Source organism: Ideonella sp., assembly GCF_041914305.1.
Classification (GTDB): Bacteria; Pseudomonadota; Gammaproteobacteria; order Burkholderiales; family Burkholderiaceae_C; genus Ideonella.
In genome coordinates, this window is the sequence record NZ_JAYSDQ010000025.1 from 62,671 (window position 1) to 85,279 (window position 22,609).

Consider the following 22,609-nt stretch of genomic DNA (forward strand, 5'->3'; position numbering starts at 1 on the left):
GTCAGTGGATCTTGTCAAAGCAGCCGCGAGATGGCGCGCGAGTGGGCGACTGCGCCGTGCACGAAACGGTCGTGGCAAGCGTCGATGTTGGCCAGGTCGTAGAGGTAGTTGACCATCAGCCCGGCCGATTGCTTCAAGCCCTTGGGCGATGGGTTGCCCTGCGGGTTCAGCCGCTCCAGCCGCGCGCCGTTGTCGAGGTGAAACCGGGCCACCGGGTCGCCGCCAGCCTGCGGCGACTGGTACACCAGGTACAGCGCGGCCAGCTGCAGCAGCGCCTGCTGTGCCGGCTTGGGCAGGGTGGCGTGCGTGGCGGGCTGGGCCAGGCTGGCCAGGTCGCCGCCGCAGGCCCGCTGCAGCGTCGCGCGCGCGGTGCCCATCCGCTCGGCCAGCGCGGGCTTCACGCCGGGCAGGCGCTCCGCCGGGTCGGCGGCCTGCAGCCAGGCCATGAAGCCGGGGATCGGCGACAGCGTGCAGAAGGTCTTCAGCTGCGGCAGCTCGGCCTTCAGCTCGTCGGCCACGCGCTTGATCAGGAAGTTGCCGAGCGACACGCCGCGCAGCCCCGGCTGGCAATTGCTGATGCTGTAGAACACGGCGACCTTGAAGCTGTCGGGCGACAGCGCCGGTGCCTTCTTGTCGATCAGCGGCGGGATCGCCGCGGCCATCTCGGGCAGCAGCGCCACCTCGACGAAGATCAGCGGCTCTTCCGGCAGCTGCGGGTGAAAGAACGCGAAGCAGCGCCGGTCGGGCAGCAGGCGGCGGCGCAGGTCGTCCCAACCGTCGATCTCGTGCACCGCCTCGTGGTGGATGATCTGCTCCAGCAGCTGCGCCGGCGAGCGCCAGCTGACCTGGCGCATTTCGAGAAAGCCCGGGTTGAACCAGCTCGACAGCAGGTGCAACAGGTCGGCTTCGAGCGCGCGCCATTCGGGCTTCTTCGGCAGGCGCTCGAGCAGCGCGCGGCGCAGGCCGATCAGTGCGGCGGTGCCGCCCGGGGCCCGGTTGATGCGGCGAAACAGCTCTTGTCGCCGCGGCTCGGTGCGTTCGATCAGTGCGATCAGATGGGCCGCGTCGGGCCGCGCGGCATAGGCCTGCGCACTGGCCAGCACCGCCATCGGCTCGGGGCTGAAGTGGTCGGCCAGGTGGGCGAAGAAGCGGTCCAACGCGGCGCTGCGGGCGCCGTCCTTGCGGCCCGGCTCGGCCAGCAGGTCTTGCAGGCGCTCGACGATCTGGCGCGCGATCTGCGTGCTACTGGCCTCGCCGCGCTGCGACAGCAGGTGCTCGCAGTCGGCGGCCAGTGTCCGCAGGTCGTGCTCGGCGCCGCGGCGCCGAGCGGCTTCGCGCAGGCTGTCAACCAACATCGCTGGGGCCTCCGGCCGGCGGATCGGCCTGCGGGTCGTTGTGGGGGGCGGCGTCGCGCTCCAGTGCGCGCACCGCCTTCAGCGCCGCGAGCTGGGCCATCAGGTGGTCGTGCATCGTGCGTTCGGCGCGCGCGGCGTCGCCGGCCAGCATCGCGTCGATCAGCACCCGGTGCTCGTTGATCGACGCGTCGATGCGGCCGGGCAGCTTCAGCTGGCGGCCGCGCATCAGGCGCAGGAACTGGCGCAGGTCGCCGGTCGAGCGGTCGAGCCAGCGGTTGCGCGCCAGCCGCTGCACGAGGGTGTGGAACTCGTGGTTGGCGCGGTAGTAGCCGTCGCGGTCTTGCGCAGCGGCGTGGCGCTCGAGCTCGTCGTGCAGGCGGCGCAGCAGCGCGCGGTCGGCCGCGCTGGCGTTGCGCGTGGCCTCGAAGGCGCAGCGGCCTTCCAGCAGCGCCATCACCGGGAACAGCTGGTCGGCGTCGTCGTCGCTCAGCTCGACCACCCGGCAGCCGCGTTGCGGTACCAGCTCGACCAGGCCTTCGGCGGCCAGCACCTTCAGCGCCTCGCGCAGCGGCGTGCGGCTGATCTGCCAGCCCTGGGCCAGCGCCTTCTCGTCGATCCACTCCCCCGGCGCCAGCTGGCGCTCGAAGACCATCGCTCGAAGGCGAGCGGCCACTTCGTCGTGAAGCGAGGTGCCGCGGACCGGTGCCACCGACAAGCTGGCCGAAGAGGTGAGCATGCGGGGTAGCGTAATCCTGTAATTACAAAATCACAAGCGGAATTTCGCGACCCACCAGGCGCTGACGGCGGGTGACCGATGGCCGCTGGAATGTCATTCGGATCGGCCGGCGGGGGTGATCGGGCGGGCAGCCCGCCACCGGCTCCCGCGCGCTGGCGCGACCCCGGAAAAGAGCCCGGCGAACCGGGCCCGGTGGCGAGGCGGGGGCGTCTCTCGGTCAGTCTTCCGAGCCGATGACACCGTAGACCTTGGCGCCGATCACCGCGCCGACGATGGGCGCGACCCAGAACAACCACAGCTGCTCGATCGCCCAACCGCCGACGAACACGCCGACCCCGGTCGAGCGGGCCGGGTTCACCGAGGTGTTGGTGACCGGGATGCTGATCAGGTGGATCAGCGTCAGGCCCAGGCCGATGGCGATCGGCGCAAAGCCGGCGGGCGCGCGCTTGTCGGTCGCGCCGAGGATGACGATCAGGAAGAACGCCGTCATCACCACCTCGCAGACCAGCGCCGCCACCATCGAATACTGGCCCGGCGAATGCGCGCCATAACCGTTCGAGGCGAAGCCGCTGCCGACCGCATCGAACCCCGCCTTGCCGCTGGCGATGACGAACAGCACACCGCCGGCCGCCACCGCGCCCAGCACCTGGGCCACGATGTACGGCAGCAGTTGGGCCGCCGGGAACCGGCCGCCCGCCCACAGCCCGATGCTGACCGCCGGGTTCAGGTGGCACCCCGAGATGTGGCCGATCGAATAGGCCATCGTCAGCACCGTCAGGCCAAAGGCCAGCGAGACCCCGTGCAGCCCGATGCCGACACCCGGGAATGCGGCCGCGAGCACCGCGCTGCCGCAGCCTCCCAATACGAGCCAGAACGTGCCGAAGAACTCGGCGCCATATGCTTTCATGTTCGCTCTCCTTCCTGTCTTGGGCTGGATTGCCGGCGCGATTCTGAGCAGCGCTGCGTGACAGCCGCAAGCGCGGTCAAACCCTGCCGGCCTGGCGGCCCCAAAGCCAACGCGCGTGGCATGGTGGGCCGGCGAGGCCCCCACGCGCACGCGCGCTGCAGGTGAGTCGAAGAGAAAGTCGCTTACTCGGCGCAGTCGTCGGTGCCCGGCACCGTTTGTGCGCAGACCGTCGAGCGGATGCGGTCGATGCGGATCATCAGCAGCGTGCGATCGCCGGCCGCGGCCAGGCGGGCCGAGCGGAAGGCGTCGAACGACCATTCGTTCAGGTGCTTGGGCAGGTTCAGCGAGCGCAGGGCGCCGGTGTTGCCGAACTGGCTCAACAACGACACGGTGAACTTGGCATCGGGCTGCAGCACGTGGTCGATGTAGACGCCGCCGACCGCTTCCAGGTCGTAGGTGTCGCCAAACGGCTGGTTCAGGTCGTTGTTCAGCGTGACGCGAAAACCGTCGACACGGGCGCGGTGGTCACCGACACGCAGTTTGAAGTGGTAGGGCCGCAGGAAGTCGTAGGCGGCGATGCCCGAGCCGTCGTCGTTGCGCAGCATCTCGGACGAGGGCTGCTTGGTCTCGTAGCTGTAGCTGATGGTCACCGGGGTGGCCTCCGCCACCATCGTGCCGTCGTCGAAGACACCGCTTTGCGTCACCACACCCGTCATGCGGTACTGCACCAAGGCAGCTTGCGCCGACATACCCACCAGCAGCGCGGTTGCCGCAGCCACTGCCCGAACGACTTGCTTCATCATCATGAGGAATGTCCCCTGTGTCTTGGACCCTGAGATTCCAGTGCCGATGATTCCCGGCGATCGGAATTAGAAGCGTCGCAACAGGCAGGCGCAACCCCAAGTCTGCTCAGCACACAGTGCGGGTTTCTGCCAAATACTGCACACCCCGACGCGGGGTATGCCTCAGTTGGCGGCAAATTCGGTCGATACAGATTTCCGCCTGCCGCCAATCGAGATGCAACGCACGGTTACAGCAAGCGGTATTCCCGGCGAGATACTCGAAAACACCTAGGGCGACGCTGAATAAGTCCCCGCGAGGCTGCGCGCCCTGGTTGGGGATGGGCTGCAAGGCGCAAACCACAGCCATAGCTCGTGCTATGGCGAGGATTTGCAACGCAGCAGACCGCCCCAAGCAGGGATGCGCGGCCCGTGTGGGACTTGTTCAGCGTTGCCCTCGGGTTCAGACCTTCAGGTCAAACCCCAAGTCCAACTCGCTGGCAGGGATACCGCCGCGCAGGCCCCAGTTGTCCAGTGGGGGCTCGTGCAGCACGATCATCACGTCGCTCGGCGCGATGCCCAGCGCTTCGAACCGCCGGATGATCGACGCGTACAAGGCCCGCTTGGCCGCCAGAGAGCGCCCCGGGAACATCGTCACCTCAACCAGCATCGCGTTGGCGGTCTTGCCGGGCGGATGGGCCCAGTGCTCGGGCCGGTGCTCGACGTAGCGAATGCTGCGATCACCCTCGGGCACCTTCAGCGCCTCGCGAAAGCTCTGGTAGACGGCGTCCATCAGGGCCTGCACCTGTTCGGGTGGCCAGGAACGGCAGGTTTCAATGCGGGCCAGGGGCATCGTGCGACTCCGATCGCTGTGGTGGGGCCCCTAGCGTAGCCGCCCGCGCCGGCCCTCAGCGTGACGCGGCCACGGGCATGCGCTGTTCGGTGGCGTCCAGCACCTGTTCAGGCTCATCGGCCTGGATGGCGTCGGTCTCGGCCGGGTGGTTCAACTGCTGCTCGAGCCGCGCGGTGTCGAGATCGCCGGTCCACTTGGCGACGACCACGGTGGCCACGCCGTTGCCGATCAGGTTGGTCAACGCACGCGCTTCGGACATGAAGCGGTCGATGCCGAGGATCAGCGCCAGCCCCGCCACCGGCACGCCGCCCACCGCCGACAAGGTGGCCGCCAGCACGATGAAGCCGCTGCCGGTGACACCCGCTGCGCCCTTGCTGGTCAGCAGCAGCACGCCCAGCAGCGTCAGCTGCTGCGTCAGCGTCATCGGCGTGTTAGTCGCCTGTGCGATGAACACCGCCGCCATCGTCAGGTAGATCGAGGTGCCGTCGAGGTTGAACGAATAGCCGGTCGGGATGACCAGGCCGACCACCGACTTGCGTGCCCCCAGGTTCTCCATCTTGGCCATCATGCGCGGCAGCACCGATTCGCTCGACGAGGTGCCCAGCACGATCAGCAGTTCTTCCTTGATGTACTTGATGAACTTCCAGACCGAGAAGCCGTGCAGCCGGGCGACCAGCCCCAGCACGACGAAGATGAAGACCAGGCAGGTCAGGTAGAAGGTGCCCATCAGCTTGCCCAGCGACAGCAGCGAGCCGACGCCGTACTTGCCGATCGTGAACGCCATCGCCCCGAAGGCGCCGATCGGCGCGACCTTCATGATGATGCCGACGATCGAGAACAAGACGTGCGAGGTCTTCTCGATGATGTCGAACACCAGGGTGCCGCGGCCGCCGAACTTGTGCAGCGCGAAGCCGAACATCACCGAGAACAGCAGCACCTGCAGGATCTCGCCCTTGGCGAAGGCATCGACCACCGTGCCGGGAATCACGTTGAGCAAGAAGTCGACCGTGCCCTGCATCTTGCCCGGGCCGGTGTAGGCGGCGATGCCTTTGGTGTCCAGCGAGGCCGGGTCCACATTCATGCCGGCGCCGGGCTGCACCAGGTTCACGATCACGAGGCCGACGATCAGCGCGACGCTGCTGACGACCTCGAAGTACAGCAGCGCCAGGCCACCGGTCTTGCCGACCTTCTTCATGTCCTCCATGCCGGCGATGCCGACGACGACGGTGCAGAAGATGATCGGCGCGATGACCATCTTGATCAGCTTGATGAACGCATCGCCGAACGGCTTCATCGCCTCGCCGGTGGCCGGGAAGAAATGGCCCAGTGCGACCCCGATCACGATCGCGGTGATGACCTGGAAGTAAAGCGACTTGTAGATCGGCTTGTGGGCCATGGCGGGCTCCGGCAGGCTGAGAAGGGCGCGAGTCTGCGCTCATCCAACACGCCGCGCGTCCGCAATTCCCGCAATGCCGGCGCGGCCGACATGGGGCCAGCAGGCTCAGCGCAAGGCCTTGCGCACCACCAGCTTCAATCCCGACCACACCTCGCTGACGGCGCAGACCTTCACGTCCACCCAGCCCAGCGGCAACGCCACTTCGCGGATCACGTCTTCGGTGATGTCGGTCGGCACCTTGCTCGACTTCTTCGGCCACGAGACCCAGACGGTGGCGTCGGCCGGGAGTTGCTCGCGGTAGCGGCGCAGCGCCTCGGCCAAGCGGCGCCTGTCGTCGGCGAACAGGTGGACCAGCGCGGTCTCCGGGCCCGGGTGAGGGGTGAACACCAGGCCCGCCGGCAGCGGCGCCAACCAGCCCCGATAGCCCTCGGGCTCGTGGGCCACGTGTACCCTCATGCCGGGCTTCAGCCCCAGCTTGCCGGACAGCGGCGTGCCGGAATAGCCTGCTGCCGAGCCCTTACTCTGCATCGCGCAGGTCCATCGCGCGGCGCACGGTGGCGGCCTTGAACGCCTCCCACTCGGCATCGTCCATCGGCCGGCTGCCGATGCGGCTCAGCTTGAAACTCTTCCACTCCGGGTTGTCGGGCAACGGGTGCTCGAAGCGCTCGATCAGGCCGTCTTTCGCGTTGACCCAGAGCGTGCCCTTGATGTTCTTGAACGCCGGGCCGCCGACCTCGAAGCGGTGGCAGGGGATCTCGTCCAGCTCCTCGTCGCGCACGAAGCGGAAGGTGGCCTTGCCCTTGTCGACGAAGCCGCCGTCCACCTCGCCCGCATCGGGCTTGAACTTGGTCTTGAGGAACGCGAAGTCCGGGTCGATGATGCCGACCTCGAAGCTGTGCCGCGGGTTCTTCAGGTGCGGCAGCGTCGCGTTCAGGCCGCTGAGGTCGAAGTTGTACAGGTGCGCCGGCCAGTGCCCCGGTGTCACCGGCATGCGGGTGTTGGCCACCTCGGCCACCAGGCGCCGCTGCTGTGCATCCGCGTCCAGCGCCATCTGCTGCCGCGGCGTGCCCGATTCGAGCCGGTTGAACGACTTCATGCGCGACTCGCTCAAGGTCGCCGGGTCCAGCTCGGCCTGCACCAGCGCCAGGTACTGGCCATCGGCCTCGACCTTCAGCACCTCCATCATCAGCGGCGCCGAGAAGTGCACCGACAACACCAACCGCTTGCTGCCGTCGAGGTTCGACTTCAGGTAGTGCACCACCTGGCCGACCGGTGCGCGTGCCGGCTTGAACTCGTAGTCCGACAACGAGGAGCCGGGCTCGGGTTTCGCGGCGGCCTGGGCCAGCAGCGGGGCGGCCAGCAAGCCGGCCAGGGCAAGGCGAAGGAAGCGGGGAACAGTCATCGTCATGGGGCTCACTCAAGTCAGGTGATCAACGATTCGGCGCGATTGTGCGCCGGCTGCACGGGCTGGGCCGCCGGCCTCGATGCGTGCAACATAGGGGTTATGAACCGGGCCGCGATGTGGAGAATCGCTTTCCGGTGCCGTGGGCACCGAAACCATCAAATCACATCGGAGGATCTCATGCCGACAGATCAGAAATCGAGCCTGGCCGGTGCAGGCCGGCTTGGCCTGGGCATGGCGCTCGGCGCCTGGGTGCTGGCCGCACACGCCCTGCCGTCGTACGACTGCCATCGACTGGAGGACTACAGCATCGGCACGGGCTCGGCGCCCGCCCGGTTGAACAACCTCGGCCAGGCCGTCGGCGCCGTTGCCTACAACGAACCCTTCGGCCTGGGGTGGGACAAGAAGGGCCGGCTCGTCGCCACCTACCGGGCGCCTGGCTCGGGCGTGACGTGGAATGAAATGACCGGCATCAACGACGACGGCGTCGTGGTCGGCACCGGCTGGGCGGGCTACACCGGCCCCGATCCCAGGCCCGAGGCGGTCGTGTGGAAGGGCAACAGCCCGACGGTGCTGCCCACCTTCCCCGGTGGCACGGCCGCTGCGCAAGGCATCAACCGCAGCGGCCAGGTCGTGGGCACGCGCTATCTCGACGGCAGCCCGGCGGTGGCCACGGTCTGGACGAATGAAGTGCCCGCCGCGTTGCCGCCTCTCGTGGCGGGCAACTCTGCCAGGGCCATTGCGATCAATCGGCGAGGCGACGTGGCGGGGACCGCTGCGACCGCGATGGACGGCGTCAGCCACGCCGTCCGCTGGCGCGACGGGGTGGTCACCGACCTCGGCACGCTCAAGGGCTGGGACGGGTCGTGGGCGACGGGTATCAACGATGCGGGCGTCGTCATCGGCGTCAGCTGGAAACCCGGCGCGGTTCGCGCCACGGTGTGGAAGGGCAACAAGCCTGTCGCGCTGCGGCAGCCGCTGCATTCCGATTCCAGCACCCCCTTGGGCATCAATCGCAGCGGAGAGATCGTCGGCCGCGCCGGCAGCAATGGCTACGAGCCGATGTACTGGGCCAGCGTCGATGCCGAGCCGGTCGAGATCAATCAGCTGATCGGGCGTACTTGCTCCAGCCCCGAGGGCGGGGGGGTGCAGATCATCATGGTCGAAGCCATCAACGATCAAGGGGCCGTCCTCGGCTGGGGCTCGTGGCAGCCGCGAGGCGCACCCGCCCCGCAGATCGTCGCGTTCAAGCTGGTGCCGACCGTGGCGTCGAAGGCGCCTGCCGACGCCCCACGCTGAAGCCCCGCGGCACTCGGCCTCGGTCATTGGATGGCCGAGGCCGTGCGCCCCCAGCGCGGCAGCCAGTTGCCGGTGATGTCGGCCGATAGCAGGATGTGATGCGCCCGGCCGATCAGCAACGCGCGCGGCACCGGGCCGATGAAGCGAGAGTCTTCGCTGTTGTCGCGGTTGTCGCCGAGCATGAAGAACTGGTCGGCCGGCAACTTCAGCGGGCCGAAGTCGCGCCGTGCGCCCATCCGCGGCAGGATCTGCACGGTGCGGCTGCTGCCGGCCACGTGCTCGGTGGCGCGGATCGCCGGCACGCTGACATCGCCGCCCAGCACTTCAGAGGCCGGCGTCATGTCGGTGTATTCGGCCTGCTCGCCGTTGACGAACAGCACCTCGTCGCGCATCTGCACCACATCGCCCGGCAACCCGACGATGCGCTTGATCAGCCGCGTGCCGTCCTTGGGCGAGCTGAAGGTCACCACGTCGCCGCGGCGCGGCTCGCCCAGCCGCGCGATGGACACATCGGTCAGCGGGATCTTCGCGTCGAACGCCAGCCGGTTCACGAACACCACGTCGCCCTCCAGGATCGTCGGCCGCATCGAGCCGGTGGGGATCGGGTTCCAGTCCGCCACCGCGGTGCGCACGAACCCAAAGCACAGCAGGAACAGCAAGAAGCCGCGGTTGTCCTTCAGCCACTGTTTCATCGAAGCCTCTTCGAGGGAAAGCCAGAGACCGCAAATTGTGCGCACGCGCCGGCCCGCACGGCGCGGCCAGGCGATGAACGGCGGCCGTGGTCGACATGAGCTGCCGCCGGGCGCGATGAACGGTGGCCCTCTGTCTCGGCAGTGACGGCGCCGCATACCACTGCCGCCATCGCGGTTGATGGCTTGTGCCGATACTTCGCGACACCCTGGAGGGATCGCCGCCACAGCGCATGACGGCGGGTTGACTTGGTTCACCACCCACAGGGAGACCGCCTCATGTTGCAGACTCGGCCCGCTCGCAGGGCGCCGCTGATCGCGGGCGCCAGACCGGCCGCGACCTGACCCGCTTCGACCTCGACTTCGACCTGCCGCAGCACCTGCTGCCCGAGTTCCCGGCGCCGATCTTCCTGAGCACCCGGCCCGACCTGGGCGACGTGTCCAAGGGCCAGCTCGTCACGCTGGACAACTTCGAGAAGCTGTTCAAGGACGCGCTGAACCCGAAGCAGCTCGAAGGCCTGCGCCTGCTCGTCACGCCGTTCCCGCAGCAGCAGTTCAACCTGACCGACGACCGCCGCGCGCTGCGGCCGCACATGGGCGTGGCCTGCTTCGACTGCCATGCCAACGGCCACAGCACCGCGGCCACGCACACCGTGGGTGACATCCGGCCCGACGACCTGCGCCACCGCATCGACACGCCGTCACTGCGCGGGGTCAGCGTGCAGCGGCTGTTCGGCTCGCAGCGGGCGCTGAAGTCGGTCGAAGACTTCACCGAGTTCGAGCAGCGCGCCGCCTACTTCGACGGCGACCACACCAAGGCCGCGCGCAAGGGCGTGAACCCGCTGGAGCGCGGCAGCCAGGTGCACTTCATGGGCGAGTTCCAGAACCTGCTGGACTTTCCGCCGGCACCGAAGCTCAACGTGTTCGGCCGGCTCGACCCGGCCCTGGCCAGCGCGGCCGAACTGCGCGGCGAGAAGGTGTTCCACGGCAAGGGCCAGTGCGTGGCCTGCCATGCGCCGCCGTACTACACCGACAACCTGATGCACAACCTGCGCACCGAGCGCTTCTACACCGAGGGTGTCACGATCAACGGCCGCCGGGTGATGCAAGACGGGCCGATCAAGACCTTTCCGCTGCGCGGCATCAAAGACTCGCCGCCGTACCTGCACGACGACCGGCTGCTGACGCTGGACGACACGGTCGAGTTCTTCAACCTCGTGCTGGGCACCAAGCTCGAAGCGCAGGAGAAGAAAGACCTGGTGGCCTTCTTGCGCACGCTGTAGGTCACGCCCGAAGGTCAGCACAGGGCCCCGGGCTGACCCCGTCGCGGCGCCACGAAGGGGTGTGCAACACTGCGGCAGGGAGCCTCCCATGCCCGCACCGCACACCCCCGCCACCGGCCTGCCGCAAGACGCCAGCAAACTGTTGCGTCTGGCCGCGCAATCGATGTTCGACACCTTCGCCCAGGCCGCGCTGGGCATGATGGTGGTCGACCGCCAGCACCGCATCGTCTGGATCAGCGAGGGCTACAAGCACTTCCTGCCGGCACTCGGCTTCGAGCGCGAAGAAGACTTCGTCGGCAAGCCGGTCGAGGCCGTGGTGCCGAACACGCTGATGAACCAGGTCATCGACTCGGGCCGCCCGATCGTCGTCGACCTGTTGACCAACCGGGCCGGCACCTTCCTCGTCAGCCGCCTGCCGCTGCGCGACGACGCCGGCCACGTCATCGGCGCGATCGGCATCGTCTGGCTCAACGAATCGCCCGACCACAGCGAATCGACGATGCAGCCGCTGATGGCCAAGTTCAGCCGCATGCAGCGCGAGCTCGACGACGCCCGACGCGAGCTGGCCACCCAGCGCCGGCCCAAGTACACGATCGCCAGCTTCATCGGCACCAGCCCGGCGGTGATGGAGGTCAAGCGCCTGGCCCGCCGCGTGGCCGGCACCGACTCGACCGTGCTGCTGCTGGGCGAAACCGGCACCGGCAAAGAGCTGATGGCCCAAGGCATCCACGCCGGTAGCCACCGCGCTGCCGGCCCCTTCGTCGGCGTCAACATCGCGGCCGTGCCCGAGACCCTGCTCGAAGCCGAGTTCTTCGGCGTCGCGCCCGGTGCCTACACCGGCGCCGACCGCAAAGGCCGCCCCGGCAAGTTCAAGCTCGCCGATGGCGGCACGCTGTTCCTCGACGAGATCGGCGACATGCCGCTGGCGCTGCAGGCCAAGCTGCTGCGGGTGCTGCAAGAGCAAGAGGTCGAGCCGGTCGGCAGCAACAAGGTCGAGAAGCTGGACTGCCGCATCATCGCCGCCACCAGCCGCGACCTGCCGGCGATGGTGAGCGAAGGCAAGTTCAGGGCCGACCTGTACTACCGGCTCAATGTGCTGCCGATCCGGCTGCCGGCGCTGCGCGAGCGGCTGGCTGATCTGGACGCCCTGGCCGATCACCTGCTCGAAGACATCGGCAGCCGCACCGGGCTGGTCCACAAGAGCCTGGGCGCCGACGCGCTGGAGCTGCTGGCGCGGCACGCCTGGCCCGGCAACATCCGCGAGCTGCGCAATGTGCTGGAGCAGGTGGTGTTGATGACGGACGACCTGCACCTGGGCGTTCAGCATTTCGAGCGGCTGATGCCGGCCTGTTCGACCAACGCGGCGACGGTGTCGAAGGCCGCACAAGACCACGCGCCCGCCCGCTTGCAGTCGCTGCCCAAGGCGGTGGCCGAGTTGGAGGCTTCGGCCATTCGCGCGGCGCTGCAGGCCACCGGCGGCAACAAGCTGGCGGCCGCCCGGATGCTGGGCATCTCTCGCGCCACGCTGTACGAGCGGCTGGGGGCACTGGGCCCGGGCGCCTTGGGCGACAGCAAGAGCGCCACCGTCGCCTGACCGGGTGCCAGCCGTCGGCTGAAGACTCAGCCGTTCGGCTTCCAGCGCGGCAGCCAGCTGCGAAGCGTTTCGCGCTGCGACGGGTGTGGTGCCTCGGCCCCCGTGGCCAGCCACGCAGCCGCCACCACCAGCGCGCCGCCGATCCAGCCGGTGGGGGTCAGGTGGTCGTTCAGCGCGATCACCGCGAACACGGCGCCGAAGGCGGGCTCGCAGCCCAGCAGCAGCGAGACGCGGCTGGGGCTGACGTGGCTGGCGGCGAAGTTCTGGGCGAAGAAGGCGAAGACGGTGCACAGGCACGCCAGGTAGAGCATCAGGCCCCAGAACGCCGGCACCGCGACGGCCGACACGATCAGCTTGGGCGTGCCGGCGATGAACACCAGCGCGCAAGCCCCGGCCGCCGCCACGCCGGACTGCAGCGCGGTCATCGTCAGCGCCGGCATGCCCAGGCGCAACAGGTGGTAGCGCGTCAGGCAGACCAGCAGTGCGCGCAGCACGGCCGCCAGCAGCATCAGGAACTCACCCCGGGCCCAGGCGCCGGTGCCGCCGTTGCTGCCGGTCAGCAAGGCAACACCCAGCAGCGAGAGGCAGGCGCACAGCAGCATCAGGCGCGAGGTGCGCTTGCCGAACATCAGCCATTCGACGAAGGGCGTGATGACGACGCAGGTGCTGATCAGGAAGGCGGCGTTGGCGGCGCTGGTCAGTGCCACGCCGAAGCTTTCGCACAACAGCACCGCGAGCAGGTTGATGCCCAGCGCGCTGCCGGCGGCCAGGCGGGCACGGCGGTCGACACCCGTCAGCAGCGGCCGCAGCGCCGGCAGCAGCACGACGAAGGTCATCACGAAACGCAGCGCGACGAACTCCATCGCCGGCACGTACTGCAGCGCCAGTTTCGCCACTCCGTAGCTGCTGCCCCAGATGGCGGCCACCACCAGCAGCATCAGCTCGCTGGCCCGCGTGGCGCGCGGTGAGCCGGGTCCCGCCGGGTCAGTGGCATTCACGGGTCAGGCCTTCCAGCGTGTGTAGGCCAGCACCAGCACGTCGCGCCAGGCGCCGGCATGGGCCTTGCGCTGCACCACCGGGCTGACCTCGTGCAGCGTGCGCACGTCGTCGAGCAGCAGCAGGTCCATCGGCGCGCGCAGCCGCAGGCGCTGCAACTCGCGGTGGTCGGTGTCGGCCACGCGGGTGTCGGCGCCTTTGATGTTGGCGCGCCGCACCATCAGCGCTGCGGTGTAGTCGACACCGTCGCGGTGCAGCCCCTCGGGCGTGGGCTGGCCGGGGCAGTCGGGCCGGGCCAGGATGCGGTACGGGTGTAGCTCGACCTTCCAGTCGGAGCGCTGGCCTTCGCTGTGGTGGATCAGCGCGAGCGTCAGCTCGATCAGGCTGCGCAGCATCGGGTGCTGCACGAAGCTCGCTTCGAGCGGCTCGAACAGGCGGTCGATGCCGCCGTTCAGCGGGTTCACGCTCGGTGCCTGCCGGTAGGCGGTGTGCGGCAGTTGCTGCCAGGCGCTCGATTGCCGGCAGGCGAGGGCGCCGTAGCGGCGCAGCCGGTAGGTGCCGCCGTCGCCCATGAAGTGGTCGAGCGCCAGCCGGTCCCAGTGGGCGGCGAAGCTGCGCCAGGCGGTGGCTTCGGCGCGCACCGCCTTGGCCACCGCCGCGCTGGACATGTGCAGCAGCCCGTCGCTGGCGAGCCAGCGCGCCTGCCGCGTCAGCCAGCCGTCACCGCGCCCGCGCGCAGGCCGGCCACCGTCTGACGCCGAAGGTGACTGCATCAGCGCGCTCACGCTGCCGCCCCCGACACGTAGGGCAGCACACGAACGCTGTCGTCCTCGACATCGACATGGGTCTGGCTGCGCAGCCGGGCCACGTCCTGCTCCCAGGTGTCGCGGTCGGTCAGGTACAGCGGCTGCTCGGCACGGATGCCGCACAGGTCTGCCGCCCCGGCGCGCAGGCGAAAGTGCACGGTGCCGCTGACGCGTTGCGCGGTGCTGGCGATGAAGGCGTCGGCCGCCTGCCGCAGGCCGCCGTACCACCGCCCCTCGATCGCCTCGCGCACCCAGGCCTGTTCCTGCGTCAGCTTGGCGCGGATCAGCTCGGCGTCGAGCGTCGCCGTTTCGAGGTGGCGATAGGCCTGCATCAGCAGCGTCGCGGCCGGGGCCTCGCGCACTTCGAGCACCTTCTCGCCTTGCTCCAGGTGTTCGAGGCCGCTGTAGCGGCCGATGCCGAAGGCGCCGGCCTGCCGGTTGAGCTCGGCGATCAGCGCGAGCGGCGCCAGGCGCTGCCCGTCCATGTCGACCGGCACGCCCGCTTCGAACTGCAGCGACAGGTGGGGTGACGGGGGCTCGGTGTGGCGCGGCGCCGTCCAGACGAACAGCGACTCCGGCACCCAGAAGGCTTCCGGGTTGTCGAGCGAGCCCGACTCGAATTCGCGGCACCACAGGTTGGCGTCGACGCTGACGCCACGGGCGCGAAAGTTCGGCAGGCCGGCCGCGGCCAGCAGCCGGATCTTGGTCTCGCGCGGCAACGCGCCGAACTCGTAGGGCGAGCCATGCCAGCCTTCGAAGCCCAGCTGGCGGATCGCGCCGTTGAGGCGGCGCAGGCTGTTCTGCGACTGGTTGGCGGTGTGCAGGATCACCTCGCAACCCAGGCGCTGCGCGTGCTGCACCGCCACCTTGGCCAGCACCGGCCGCGACAGCGACGAGCTGATCGGGTAGGTGCCGAGATAGCGGGCCTGCGCGCGGATGGCCGGCAGCACTGACTGGTCGATGAAGGCCTCGCGCGCATCGACGCGCACGAGCTTGGCGCCGAAGTGATCGGTCACCGCCTGCAGGTCGGCGGGGTCGGTCTCGTCGCCCAGGTCGACGGCCAGCGCCGTCACCTCGAAGCCGCGCCGGGCCAGCTCCATCAACAGGTAGCTGCTGTCCAGGCCGCCGCTGAACAGGGTGATCACCTTTCGTGTGTGCCCGGCCAGCAGGTCCAGGTCGCCAAAGCTGCGCAAGGTCAACTGCTTCATCGTTGTCTTCTCCCCGGTGGTGTTTCGATGGCGTGTGACGGCCCATCGCACAACCATTCTTGTCGCTTTGCGCCGGCGGCATAAGCCTGGGCGCAAGCACAGCTGCCTTTCGCTGTGGGAACGAAAGCCCGGCGTCAGCGCGCCGCCGCGGAGGTGCTCAGAACGCGAACTGCCACTTGGCGAAGACCTCGCTGGCGCGCTGCAGGCCCAGCGCCGAATCGTCCGCGCGGTGCGTGGTGGCGCCGAGGTAGAAGACCGACGCGCCCGACAGGCGGTGCGAGTAGGTCAGCGACACGTCTAGGCTGCGGTCCTGGTGCGTGTCGGGGTCGCCCGGCAGCAGGCTGGTGCGGGTGGTCTGGTGCCGCTGCACGATCGTGCGCAGCGCGTCGCGCGGGCCGAAGTGGTAGATCAGCACCGCGCTGTCGGCGCGGTCGAACAGCGCCCGCCGGCCCTTGGCGCGCAGCTCGGTCCACTCGCTGCGGGCCTCCAGCTCGACCCGGTGGGCAAAGCGCCAGTGACCTTCAACCAACCACACCGCGCCGGGCCGCTTGACGTCGGCCTCCACGTCGACCATGTCGCCCTGGGTCAGTTCGACGACGACCTCGCTGAACCAGGCCGCGGGGCTGGCCCGGAATTCGAAGTAGGCCTGGTTCAGCGCGTGCAAGACACCCCCGGCGCGCACCCGCTGCAGCTGGTGCGGATGCGGCTCGACGATGAACTGCATGTCGTAAGGCCCATGCACCCAGATGCCGGGTGCGAACAGGCGCTGGATCGTCTGGCCGTGCAGGTCCTGGGTGTCGACGGCGAACAGGTAGGGGTTGGCCTCGGACCAGCTGCCCTCGAAGCGGTTCTTCTGCTGAATCTGGGCCGTCACCTGGCGAAAGCCCGATTGCGCGGTGAAGCCGGTGTCGTTGCGGTAGTTGGCCGAGGCCTGCTCCAGCGTCAGCGAGGGCTCGATGAAGTCGGAGTTGCGGATCCAGTCGACCAGCGCATAGCCGCCCTTGCGCTCGGCCTCGCGGTGCAGCTGGCCGTCTTCGCCGGGCCAGGCGCTGGTCCATGAATGCATCGCGATGCCGCGAAGCCGGTCGCCGGCGTCCGAGCGCCAGACCAGGTCGGCACCGAGCACCGAGTTGCCGCCGGCGCCGCCCTCGTATTGCCGGTCGATCGCGATCAGCCCGGCCGACGCATTGCCCACGTGCATGCGGGCGCGGCCCAGCTGGATCGCCGAGGCCGGCTGCAGCACGATGCCGGCCTCGTAGGTGCCAGGCACCAGCGCCAGCGCGCCGCCCTTGTCGCGGGTGCTCAGCAGCACAGCCTCGCGCGAGTCGCCGCGGTAGCTGCCGCGAACGCCCCACGAAGGCTGCGTGATCGAGCGGGTGTAGATGGCCTGCAGGCCGCCGCCGCCTTGCTCACTCATCAGCGAGGGTGCTTCGAGGATGTCGCTGCTCTCGAGGAAGAACGGTCGCTTCTCTTGCAGCTGCAGCGGAAACTGCACGTTGCTCGACAGCTGCGGCACGTCGAGCTCGACCTGCGAGAAGTCGGGCTTGATCGTCGCGTCGAGCATCCAGTTGCCGCCGGGGTACCAGCTGGCGTCGAGGCCGGCCTCGAGCTGGCTGTCGCGCTGGGTGGCGGCGTGGCCGGCCCGGGTGCGCTCGGTGCGGGCGGTCAAGGTGGGGCGCAGCGACCAGGCGCTGTCGCGGCCGGCGAGTTCAAGATCTTGCAGCGCATTCATCCGCTCGATCGCGCTGCCGGCCGACATCGACAGCGGCGCGCTGGCGAACTTGTAGTGCGCATCGCGCGGGTAGCTGCGCACCACCTGCACCTGCCAGGCCGGCCCGGTGCGGGTGTCGAAACGCAGCGCGGCGAACGGCACCCGCAGCTCGACCGTGTAGCCCGCGTCGTTCATCCGCGCCACCGCATCGACCTCGAAGTCGGGCGAGAAGTCGAGCCGGTTGGTGTCGGCGGAATAGACGCCGTCGGCCAGCACGCCGGCCGCATTGACCCGCACGAACAGCGCCGACTTGCCGGCGCCGATCGGGTCGATGAACACGCCGACGTAGTCCTGATCGTCGAGCACCGTGTCGCGCCGCACCAGCTGGGCGCGCAGGCTGTCGATGTCCGGGTCGGTGGCCTCGATGCCGAAATACAGCGCGCGCTCGTCGAACAGCACGCGCACGCGGGTGCGCACCGGCGCCGGCCGGCCGTCCACCGGCTTGACCTGCCAGAAGGCGTCGACGGCGGGGGCCTGTTGCCAGGCGCTGTCGTCGAGCGCCCCGGTCATCTGCAGCACGTGGCCGGCGGGGATGCGCGTGGCGACCAGCGGCGGCGCCGTGTCCACGGCCCGCACCGGCAGTGCCGCGCTGCAAAGCGCCGCCACCCAGCACCACCGAAAAAGCCCAAGCCAACCCGACTTCACTGCCCTCACGCGAGCCCTTCCTTGATCACGTTCAATGCCGCCGGCGCCGCGGCCGGCTCGATCGCCTGGCGCGCCACGCGCCGCAGCAACGACACCAGCCACACCGCCGCCAGGCTCAAGCCGGCCGCCAGGCCGACCCAGAAGCCGGTGACCCCCATCGCCGGCAGGTTCCACTGCGGCGCGATGGCCTCCGGCAAGCCCAGCCCCAGCACGCAGCCCAGCGGGATCGCCACGCCCCAGAACGAGCACAGGTGGATCACCATCGGTGGCCGCGTGACCTTGTAGCCGCGCACGGCGCTGGCGGTGGCGATCTGGGTCGCATCGCTCAGCTGGAACAGCGCGGCGATGACCAGCAGGCTCGCGGTGGCCAGCTGCACGGCAGGGTCGACACTGTAGAGCGAAGCGATGTCGTGCCGGAACAGCGCGATGCCCAGCCCCGACAGCGCACCGAACGCCACCGCCATGCCGATGCCGACCCAGGCCACGAAGCGCGCACGCTGCGGCTCACCAGCGCCGAGCGATTGGCCCACGCGGGTGATGATGGCGATGCCGAAGCTCAGCGGCACGACGAACACGACCGAGGTCACGTTGATCGTGATCTGGTTCGAGGCGATGGCCACCACGCCGAAGCGCGCCACCAGCAGCGCCACGGCCGAGAAGGCGCTGGCCTCGGCGAGGTAGGTGATGCCCATGGGCACACCCTGGCGCAGCATGCCGGCGATCTCGCGCAGGTGCGGCGCCTCCCAGCGGTCGAACGGGTTGCTGGCGCGGTAGGCCGGGTCGCGCCGGATCCACAGGTACAGCCCGCCCGCCATCAGCCACAGCCCGCTCGCGGTGGCCAGCGCGCAGCCGTTGGACCCCATGCGCGGGAAACCCGCGTGGCCGTAGATCAGCAGCCAGTTGGCCAGCACGTTGTAGGCCAGCGCGGCCAGCGAGATCAGCATCATCGGCTTGGTCTTGTCGATGCTGGCGCTGTAGCCGTACAGCGTGCGGTGCAGCGTCAGCGCCGGCAGCCCCAGGCTGATGAGGTGGACGAACTCGATCGCCTTGCTGCGCACCTCGGCCGGTGCGTCGAGCCTGTCGATCAGCAGCGCGCCGGCGTTCAGCAGCAGCATCGCTACCACGCCGATGCCCAGCGCCATCCACAGCGCTTGCCGCGTCATCGACGCGACACGGTCCGGTCGCTTGGCGCCGTACTCGTGCGCGACGATCGCGTTGATCGGCAGCATCAGGCCGACCAGCGTGACGTACATCATCGTCCAGCACGACACCCCCACCGACACGGCGGCCAGCTCGAGCGAGCCCAGGCGGCCGGCCATCACCGTGTCCGACACGGCCATGCCGACGGCGGCGATCTGCCCGATCAGGATCGGCCAGGCGAGCTTCCACATGGCCCGGGCTTCGTGGCGAATGCGGTGGCTCAGCGATTCAATGGGGGTGGTCGTCATGGGGTGTCTCCCGGCCGCAGGCGCGGCAGGTCGTTTGCTTCAGTTCCAGAGTTGCAGGCGCTCGTGGCGGCGGTAGCCGATGAAGGCCTGGGCGCTGACCCGGTCGGCGCCGGCGAACGCGCCCACCGCATGTGGCCGGCGGCAGTTGAACAGGATCAACTCGCCCAGCCGCGGCTGCACCTTGATCGACGTGGGCAGCTCGGCGCGCCAGTCGGCCGCGGTGGTGGCCAGCGGGTGCAGCGGAGGCACATCCCAGACCTCGAGCTCGCCGCCGGTCGACGGCACCGCGAGGTAGATGTTGGCCGCCAGCTGCGCGTCCAGCACCGCGTACTTCTCGGGCAGCGCGTCGAAGTGCGGCTGCTCGGCGCTCAGCTTCGAGTAGGCCGCGCGTGTGACACGGGCAATGCCGGTCAGCATCTTGCGGCCCTGGAAGCAGGCCACCGTGGCGCCGTGCGGGCACTGCTCGTCCAGCTCCAGGCGCAGTTTGTCGATCGGCGTCACCGCGGGCCGGGCCAGGCCGCGCATGCCTTCGCGCGCCGGCTCGACGCTGCGGTAGTAGAGCTCGAAGGCCTCGCTGCCGGGCGCCGCGCCGTAGGTGGCGTTGAAGGGCTGGCCGAGCCGGTCGACGCCGAAGTACTGCTGCTCGAGCTTGCCGTCGACGACGATCTCGTGCGTGTAGCGCTCGACGCTCTGGCTGCCGAGGATCTTGTCCGAGAAGCGCCGGCAGGCGTCTTGCGGGTAGAAGTCTTCGACCACCAGCAGCAGCAACTCGTCGTTGGCCAGCGCCATGACATCGGCGCCGGTCAGCTTGCTGGCTCGCTTGATTCGATTGGGTCTGTGCATGTGGGCTCCCCTGAGCGTTGCGTTGGGTGGTCCCGCCCGTGCGGGCGGGATCGGGTCAATCGATGAGTGCCGCGTGGACGAAGCGCTTCTGGCTCGCGTCCCACGGCGGGTCCATGCGGATCAGGCTGACGCACTTGCCGCTGACCGAGTACGGCCGGCCCGGCGCCAGCGCGACCACGTCGCCGGCCTGCATCACCTGCAGCTCCTGCGGGTCGAGCAGCTCGACCACGGCCGCGCCCCACAAGACCTCTTCGGTCTCGGTGACGCGCTCGTTCAGGTGGTAGCCCTCGCTTTGCGCGGGGTAGCGGCCATCGGTGTAGACGATGGCGAGCGTGGCGTCGGGGCTGACGACGACCTTGCCGCCGGGCACGTCGAATTCGGGCCAGGCCTGCGCGCCGTGCCAGCTCTTGGCGTTGGCGTAAGCCAGTTCAAGCGGTGTCATGGTTCAGCCCTTGAACAGCGAGAACTTCTTGGTCAGCGGGTCGACGCGCTCACGGTCGCCGAACAGCAGCACCAGCACGTAGTCGAGCGACTCGGGGCTGGCCTTGGCCGTGGCGCCGATCTGCGCATCGGCCGACGGGCCAATCATCGAGGTGGTGAAGACGTTGTAGCTGACACCCTCGTCGGCCCGGGCGCGCTGCAGCAGCCCGGCCAGCTGGCCGCTGTTGTGCGTCTCGAGCACGATGAACGGGAACTCGCTGATCCGTGCGTCGAAGCCGGTGGCCTGGTTGGTGTAGGTCAGCGCCCGCCCATCGGTCGTGGCCTTGTGGGCCAGACCGAAGGCAGCGTGGGCGACGGCATTCATGATGACGTTCACGGGGTGCGAGCGATTCACGATGACCGCGAACTTGCGGTGGTTGTTTTCGTAGGCCATGTCGGTGGGTGTTGCGTGGCGAGGTGGAAGGAGGGCGGGGCAGGCGGTCGTGCGTTCAGATGCGCAGCCGCTCGACGACCTCGCCGCGCGCCAGGTGCTGGTCGACGATGTCGTCGATGTCTTCCAGGCTCACGTAGCTGTACCAGGTGCCTTCGGGGTAGACGACCAGCGTCGGCCCCATCTCGCAGCGGTCCAGGCAGCCCGAGCTGTTGACGCGGGTCTGGCCCGAGCCGGACAGGCCGAGCGCCTTGACGCGCTCTTTGCAGCGCGCCAGCGCGTCGCCGGCGCCGAGCTGCGAGCAGCAGGCGCGGCCGCCTTCACGCTCGTTGGTGCAGAGAAAGACGTGGCGTTCGTAGTAAGGGGTGTCGTTCATGGTGAAGTGGTCGAAGGGCTGAAGAAGACCCGTGGCGGGCCAAGGGCCGAGAGGTGTGTGGCGGCGCGTTCGGCGTCAACGCTCCTGGGGCGACGGGCGCCAGCGCGCCGGGTCGGGCTGGGGCCGAGGGGCCGGCTCGTCGGGCAGTGCGGCGGCCAGCGCCAGGCTGCGCAGCACGTGGGCCACCATCACGTCCAGGCCCCAGAGCTCGCGCCCTTGCATGCCGGCGCCGTGGCCGCTGTCGATCGCACGCTGGCGCTCGTAGATCGCCGAGGGCCAGGTGGCCGGGTCTTGCCGCAGGATGCCGCACAGGTGGTGCCAGTCGTGCGCCGGCAGGTCACCGACCAGCACGCACAGCCTTGTCGGCAGATGGAAGAACACGGTGCGCAGCCACCAGCGGGCCCAGGCCAGCAGGCCGGCCCGCTCGCCGTCTCGCGACGGCGTGGCCTCGCCGCAGAAGCGGCCGTGGCAGCGGTCGGCGTAGCTGAACATGCACGGCGGGCCCTTGGCCGACTGCAGCCAGACATGCTCGGTCGAGAACTGCAGCAGCGCGCTCATCTGGTAGACCGGCACCAGCGGCAGCCACAGGACCAGCAATGCCGGCAGCCAGCCGAAGGCCAGCGGCGCGCCAATGAACACCAGCGCCAGCCACAGCAGCGCGAGCCCGCGCCAGGCCGGTGGGCGGCGCAGGTTCGACCTCAAGCGCACCAGCAGGAACCAGGCGTGAAAGCGCGGCGAGAACAGGGTCATCCACAGGCGGCGCCGCAGCACGCTTTCGCGCTCGCCGGGGCGCAGCCCGCAGCGGTAGAGCAGGTTCGCGTCGGCATCACCCAGCGTCGTGAAGACGGCGCGGCGGTGGTGGTCGAGGTGGTCACGCTCGTACTCGGCTTCGCTTTGCGACAGCGAGAACAGCGTCAGCAGGCGGGCCATGCGGCGGTTGGCGTCTTCGCTGCCCGCCAGCAGCGTGCCGTGGATCGCGTGGTGGCCGTACACGACCTGGATGCAACGCCACAACCCGGCCATCACCAGCGAGGCCGGCACCACCAGCAGCCCACCCAGCATCTGCCAGGCGAGCGCATCGGCCGTCAACAAGAGGTACTGGGTCACGGCCAGCAACACCAGCCCGAGCACGGTCAGCGCCAGGCTGGTGGCCGGGCGCAGGCGCCGGCGCGGCGCCTCGTGCTGCAGCGGCTTGCCGGTCAGCCACGTCCACAGCGGCTGCGACCAGGCCGGAAACACCAGATAGGAACGGCGGACCTCGGACTCGCTGTCAAGCACCGAGCCCGCCTGTTCAAAGCGAGTCTCAACCACGGAACCCTCCTTCGTCTTCTGAGGGCCGGCCCCACGCGGGC

The 22,609-nt window shown here is 69.2% G+C and carries 22 protein-coding genes; 3 read left to right on the forward strand and 19 right to left on the reverse strand.

The genetic code is table 11. The features are described 5' to 3' along the window. Nucleotides 1–14: 14 nt before the first annotated feature. From ACE3SG_RS25805 to ACE3SG_RS25840, 8 genes are all read right to left on the reverse strand, one after another. Complete coding sequence (locus ACE3SG_RS25805; RefSeq protein ID WP_374569115.1) at nt 15–1,355, reverse strand: malonyl-CoA decarboxylase domain-containing protein; 1,341 nt, start codon at nt 1,353–1,355, stop codon at nt 15–17. Next, nucleotides 1,345–2,091 carry a GntR family transcriptional regulator gene (locus ACE3SG_RS25810; RefSeq protein WP_374569116.1) on the reverse strand — a complete coding sequence of 249 codons (747 nt, stop codon included), beginning with the start codon at nt 2,089–2,091 and terminating at the stop codon, nt 1,345–1,347. The genes ACE3SG_RS25805 and ACE3SG_RS25810 overlap by 11 nt, the downstream gene beginning before the upstream one ends. Before the next feature lie 217 nt (nt 2,092–2,308). After that, the gene (gene aqpZ, locus ACE3SG_RS25815) at nt 2,309–2,998 is read right to left on the reverse strand and encodes an aquaporin Z (RefSeq protein ID WP_374569117.1); all 690 of its coding nucleotides are present in this window, start codon (nt 2,996–2,998) and stop codon (nt 2,309–2,311) included. Nucleotides 2,999–3,180: 182 nt separating this feature from the next. After that, nucleotides 3,181–3,804: a hypothetical protein gene (locus tag ACE3SG_RS25820; RefSeq protein ID WP_374569118.1), complete on the reverse strand. Its 624-nt coding sequence runs from the start codon at nt 3,802–3,804 to the stop codon at nt 3,181–3,183. Between the two features lie 436 nt (nt 3,805–4,240). Beyond that, entirely contained in the window at nt 4,241–4,630 is a 390-nt protein-coding gene (locus ACE3SG_RS25825) for a tautomerase family protein (RefSeq protein WP_374569119.1), read from the reverse strand. Between the two features lie 55 nt (nt 4,631–4,685). Then, a complete protein-coding gene (locus ACE3SG_RS25830) occupies nt 4,686–6,026 on the reverse strand; it encodes a dicarboxylate/amino acid:cation symporter (protein WP_374569120.1) in 1,341 nt (446 codons plus the stop codon). A 105-nt stretch (nt 6,027–6,131) separates the two neighbouring features. Next, nucleotides 6,132–6,554 (reverse strand): DUF3052 domain-containing protein, encoded by a 423-nt coding sequence (locus ACE3SG_RS25835; RefSeq protein WP_374569121.1) that lies wholly within the window; start codon nt 6,552–6,554, stop codon nt 6,132–6,134. Beyond that, nucleotides 6,544–7,434, reverse strand: coding sequence for a hypothetical protein (locus ACE3SG_RS25840; RefSeq protein WP_374569122.1), 891 nt, complete (start codon nt 7,432–7,434; stop codon nt 6,544–6,546). Before ACE3SG_RS25840 ends, ACE3SG_RS25835 begins: the two co-directional genes overlap by 11 nt. A 174-nt stretch (nt 7,435–7,608) precedes the next feature. Here ACE3SG_RS25840 and ACE3SG_RS25845 point away from each other — a divergent pair, with 174 nt between their 5' ends. Beyond that, complete coding sequence (locus ACE3SG_RS25845) at nt 7,609–8,727, forward strand: hypothetical protein (RefSeq protein WP_374569123.1); 1,119 nt, start codon at nt 7,609–7,611, stop codon at nt 8,725–8,727. Between the two features lie 23 nt (nt 8,728–8,750). On the opposite strand, the gene lepB is transcribed toward ACE3SG_RS25845, so the two are convergent. Further along, on the reverse strand, nt 8,751–9,419 hold the full coding sequence (lepB, locus tag ACE3SG_RS25850) for a signal peptidase I (RefSeq protein WP_374569124.1): 669 nt from the start codon (nt 9,417–9,419) through the stop codon (nt 8,751–8,753). 434 nt (nt 9,420–9,853) lie between these two features. On the opposite strand from lepB, the gene ACE3SG_RS25855 reads away from it, so the two are divergent. Further along, nucleotides 9,854–10,699, forward strand: a complete 846-nt coding sequence (locus tag ACE3SG_RS25855; RefSeq protein ID WP_374569125.1) for a hypothetical protein — start codon at nt 9,854–9,856, stop codon at nt 10,697–10,699. 88 nt (nt 10,700–10,787) lie between these two features. Next, nucleotides 10,788–12,293, forward strand: a complete 1,506-nt coding sequence (locus ACE3SG_RS25860) for a sigma-54 interaction domain-containing protein (RefSeq protein ID WP_374569126.1) — start codon at nt 10,788–10,790, stop codon at nt 12,291–12,293. 26 nt (nt 12,294–12,319) lie between these two features. On the opposite strand, the gene ACE3SG_RS25865 is transcribed toward ACE3SG_RS25860, so the two are convergent. The 10 genes from ACE3SG_RS25865 to ACE3SG_RS25910 form a co-directional block, all read right to left on the reverse strand. After that, nucleotides 12,320–13,291 carry a DMT family transporter gene (locus tag ACE3SG_RS25865; protein ID WP_374569127.1) on the reverse strand — a complete coding sequence of 324 codons (972 nt, stop codon included), beginning with the start codon at nt 13,289–13,291 and terminating at the stop codon, nt 12,320–12,322. 3 nt (nt 13,292–13,294) lie between these two features. After that, complete coding sequence (locus tag ACE3SG_RS25870; RefSeq protein ID WP_374569128.1) at nt 13,295–14,062, reverse strand: 2OG-Fe dioxygenase family protein; 768 nt, start codon at nt 14,060–14,062, stop codon at nt 13,295–13,297. An 8-nt stretch (nt 14,063–14,070) separates the two neighbouring features. Continuing rightward, nucleotides 14,071–15,303: an argininosuccinate synthase-related protein gene (locus tag ACE3SG_RS25875; protein WP_374569129.1), complete on the reverse strand. Its 1,233-nt coding sequence runs from the start codon at nt 15,301–15,303 to the stop codon at nt 14,071–14,073. Between the two features lie 157 nt (nt 15,304–15,460). Then, entirely contained in the window at nt 15,461–17,641 is a 2,181-nt protein-coding gene (locus ACE3SG_RS25880) for a sugar-binding protein (RefSeq protein ID WP_374569130.1), read from the reverse strand. A gap of 83 nt (nt 17,642–17,724) precedes the next feature. Further along, nucleotides 17,725–19,167 (reverse strand): MATE family efflux transporter, encoded by a 1,443-nt coding sequence (locus ACE3SG_RS25885; RefSeq protein WP_374569131.1) that lies wholly within the window; start codon nt 19,165–19,167, stop codon nt 17,725–17,727. A gap of 39 nt (nt 19,168–19,206) precedes the next feature. After that, nucleotides 19,207–20,010, reverse strand: coding sequence for a 2OG-Fe(II) oxygenase (locus tag ACE3SG_RS25890; protein ID WP_374569132.1), 804 nt, complete (start codon nt 20,008–20,010; stop codon nt 19,207–19,209). Between the two features lie 55 nt (nt 20,011–20,065). Further along, nucleotides 20,066–20,452 (reverse strand): hypothetical protein, encoded by a 387-nt coding sequence (locus tag ACE3SG_RS25895; protein ID WP_374569133.1) that lies wholly within the window; start codon nt 20,450–20,452, stop codon nt 20,066–20,068. A 3-nt stretch (nt 20,453–20,455) separates the two neighbouring features. Further along, a complete protein-coding gene (locus tag ACE3SG_RS25900) occupies nt 20,456–20,884 on the reverse strand; it encodes a DUF2000 domain-containing protein (RefSeq protein ID WP_374569134.1) in 429 nt (142 codons plus the stop codon). 55 nt (nt 20,885–20,939) lie between these two features. Continuing rightward, complete coding sequence (locus ACE3SG_RS25905; RefSeq protein WP_374569135.1) at nt 20,940–21,257, reverse strand: ferredoxin; 318 nt, start codon at nt 21,255–21,257, stop codon at nt 20,940–20,942. Nucleotides 21,258–21,332: 75 nt separating this feature from the next. Then, nucleotides 21,333–22,568, reverse strand: a complete 1,236-nt coding sequence (locus ACE3SG_RS25910) for a fatty acid desaturase (protein ID WP_374569136.1) — start codon at nt 22,566–22,568, stop codon at nt 21,333–21,335. Between the last annotated feature and the right edge of the window lie 41 nt (nt 22,569–22,609).

What these genes read in the sequence shown, in the direction of transcription:
- ACE3SG_RS25805 (WP_374569115.1), bottom strand. Translation starts at nt 1,355, where the DNA reads ATGTTGGTTGACAGCCTGCGCGAAGCCGCTCGGCGCCGCGGCGCCGAG.
- ACE3SG_RS25810 (WP_374569116.1), bottom strand. Translation starts at nt 2,091, where the DNA reads ATGCTCACCTCTTCGGCCAGCTTGTCGGTGGCACCGGTCCGCGGCACC.
- aqpZ (WP_374569117.1), bottom strand. Translation starts at nt 2,998, where the DNA reads ATGAAAGCATATGGCGCCGAGTTCTTCGGCACGTTCTGGCTCGTATTG.
- ACE3SG_RS25820 (WP_374569118.1), bottom strand. Translation starts at nt 3,804, where the DNA reads ATGATGATGAAGCAAGTCGTTCGGGCAGTGGCTGCGGCAACCGCGCTG.
- ACE3SG_RS25825 (WP_374569119.1), bottom strand. Translation starts at nt 4,630, where the DNA reads ATGCCCCTGGCCCGCATTGAAACCTGCCGTTCCTGGCCACCCGAACAG.
- ACE3SG_RS25830 (WP_374569120.1), bottom strand. Translation starts at nt 6,026, where the DNA reads ATGGCCCACAAGCCGATCTACAAGTCGCTTTACTTCCAGGTCATCACC.
- ACE3SG_RS25835 (WP_374569121.1), bottom strand. Translation starts at nt 6,554, where the DNA reads ATGCAGAGTAAGGGCTCGGCAGCAGGCTATTCCGGCACGCCGCTGTCC.
- ACE3SG_RS25840 (WP_374569122.1), bottom strand. Translation starts at nt 7,434, where the DNA reads ATGACGATGACTGTTCCCCGCTTCCTTCGCCTTGCCCTGGCCGGCTTG.
- ACE3SG_RS25845 (WP_374569123.1), top strand. Translation starts at nt 7,609, where the DNA reads ATGCCGACAGATCAGAAATCGAGCCTGGCCGGTGCAGGCCGGCTTGGC.
- lepB (WP_374569124.1), bottom strand. Translation starts at nt 9,419, where the DNA reads ATGAAACAGTGGCTGAAGGACAACCGCGGCTTCTTGCTGTTCCTGCTG.
- ACE3SG_RS25860 (WP_374569126.1), top strand. Translation starts at nt 10,788, where the DNA reads ATGCCCGCACCGCACACCCCCGCCACCGGCCTGCCGCAAGACGCCAGC.
- ACE3SG_RS25870 (WP_374569128.1), bottom strand. Translation starts at nt 14,062, where the DNA reads ATGCAGTCACCTTCGGCGTCAGACGGTGGCCGGCCTGCGCGCGGGCGC.
- ACE3SG_RS25875 (WP_374569129.1), bottom strand. Translation starts at nt 15,303, where the DNA reads ATGAAGCAGTTGACCTTGCGCAGCTTTGGCGACCTGGACCTGCTGGCC.
- ACE3SG_RS25885 (WP_374569131.1), bottom strand. Translation starts at nt 19,167, where the DNA reads ATGACGACCACCCCCATTGAATCGCTGAGCCACCGCATTCGCCACGAA.
- ACE3SG_RS25890 (WP_374569132.1), bottom strand. Translation starts at nt 20,010, where the DNA reads ATGCACAGACCCAATCGAATCAAGCGAGCCAGCAAGCTGACCGGCGCC.
- ACE3SG_RS25895 (WP_374569133.1), bottom strand. Translation starts at nt 20,452, where the DNA reads ATGACACCGCTTGAACTGGCTTACGCCAACGCCAAGAGCTGGCACGGC.
- ACE3SG_RS25900 (WP_374569134.1), bottom strand. Translation starts at nt 20,884, where the DNA reads ATGGCCTACGAAAACAACCACCGCAAGTTCGCGGTCATCGTGAATCGC.
- ACE3SG_RS25905 (WP_374569135.1), bottom strand. Translation starts at nt 21,257, where the DNA reads ATGAACGACACCCCTTACTACGAACGCCACGTCTTTCTCTGCACCAAC.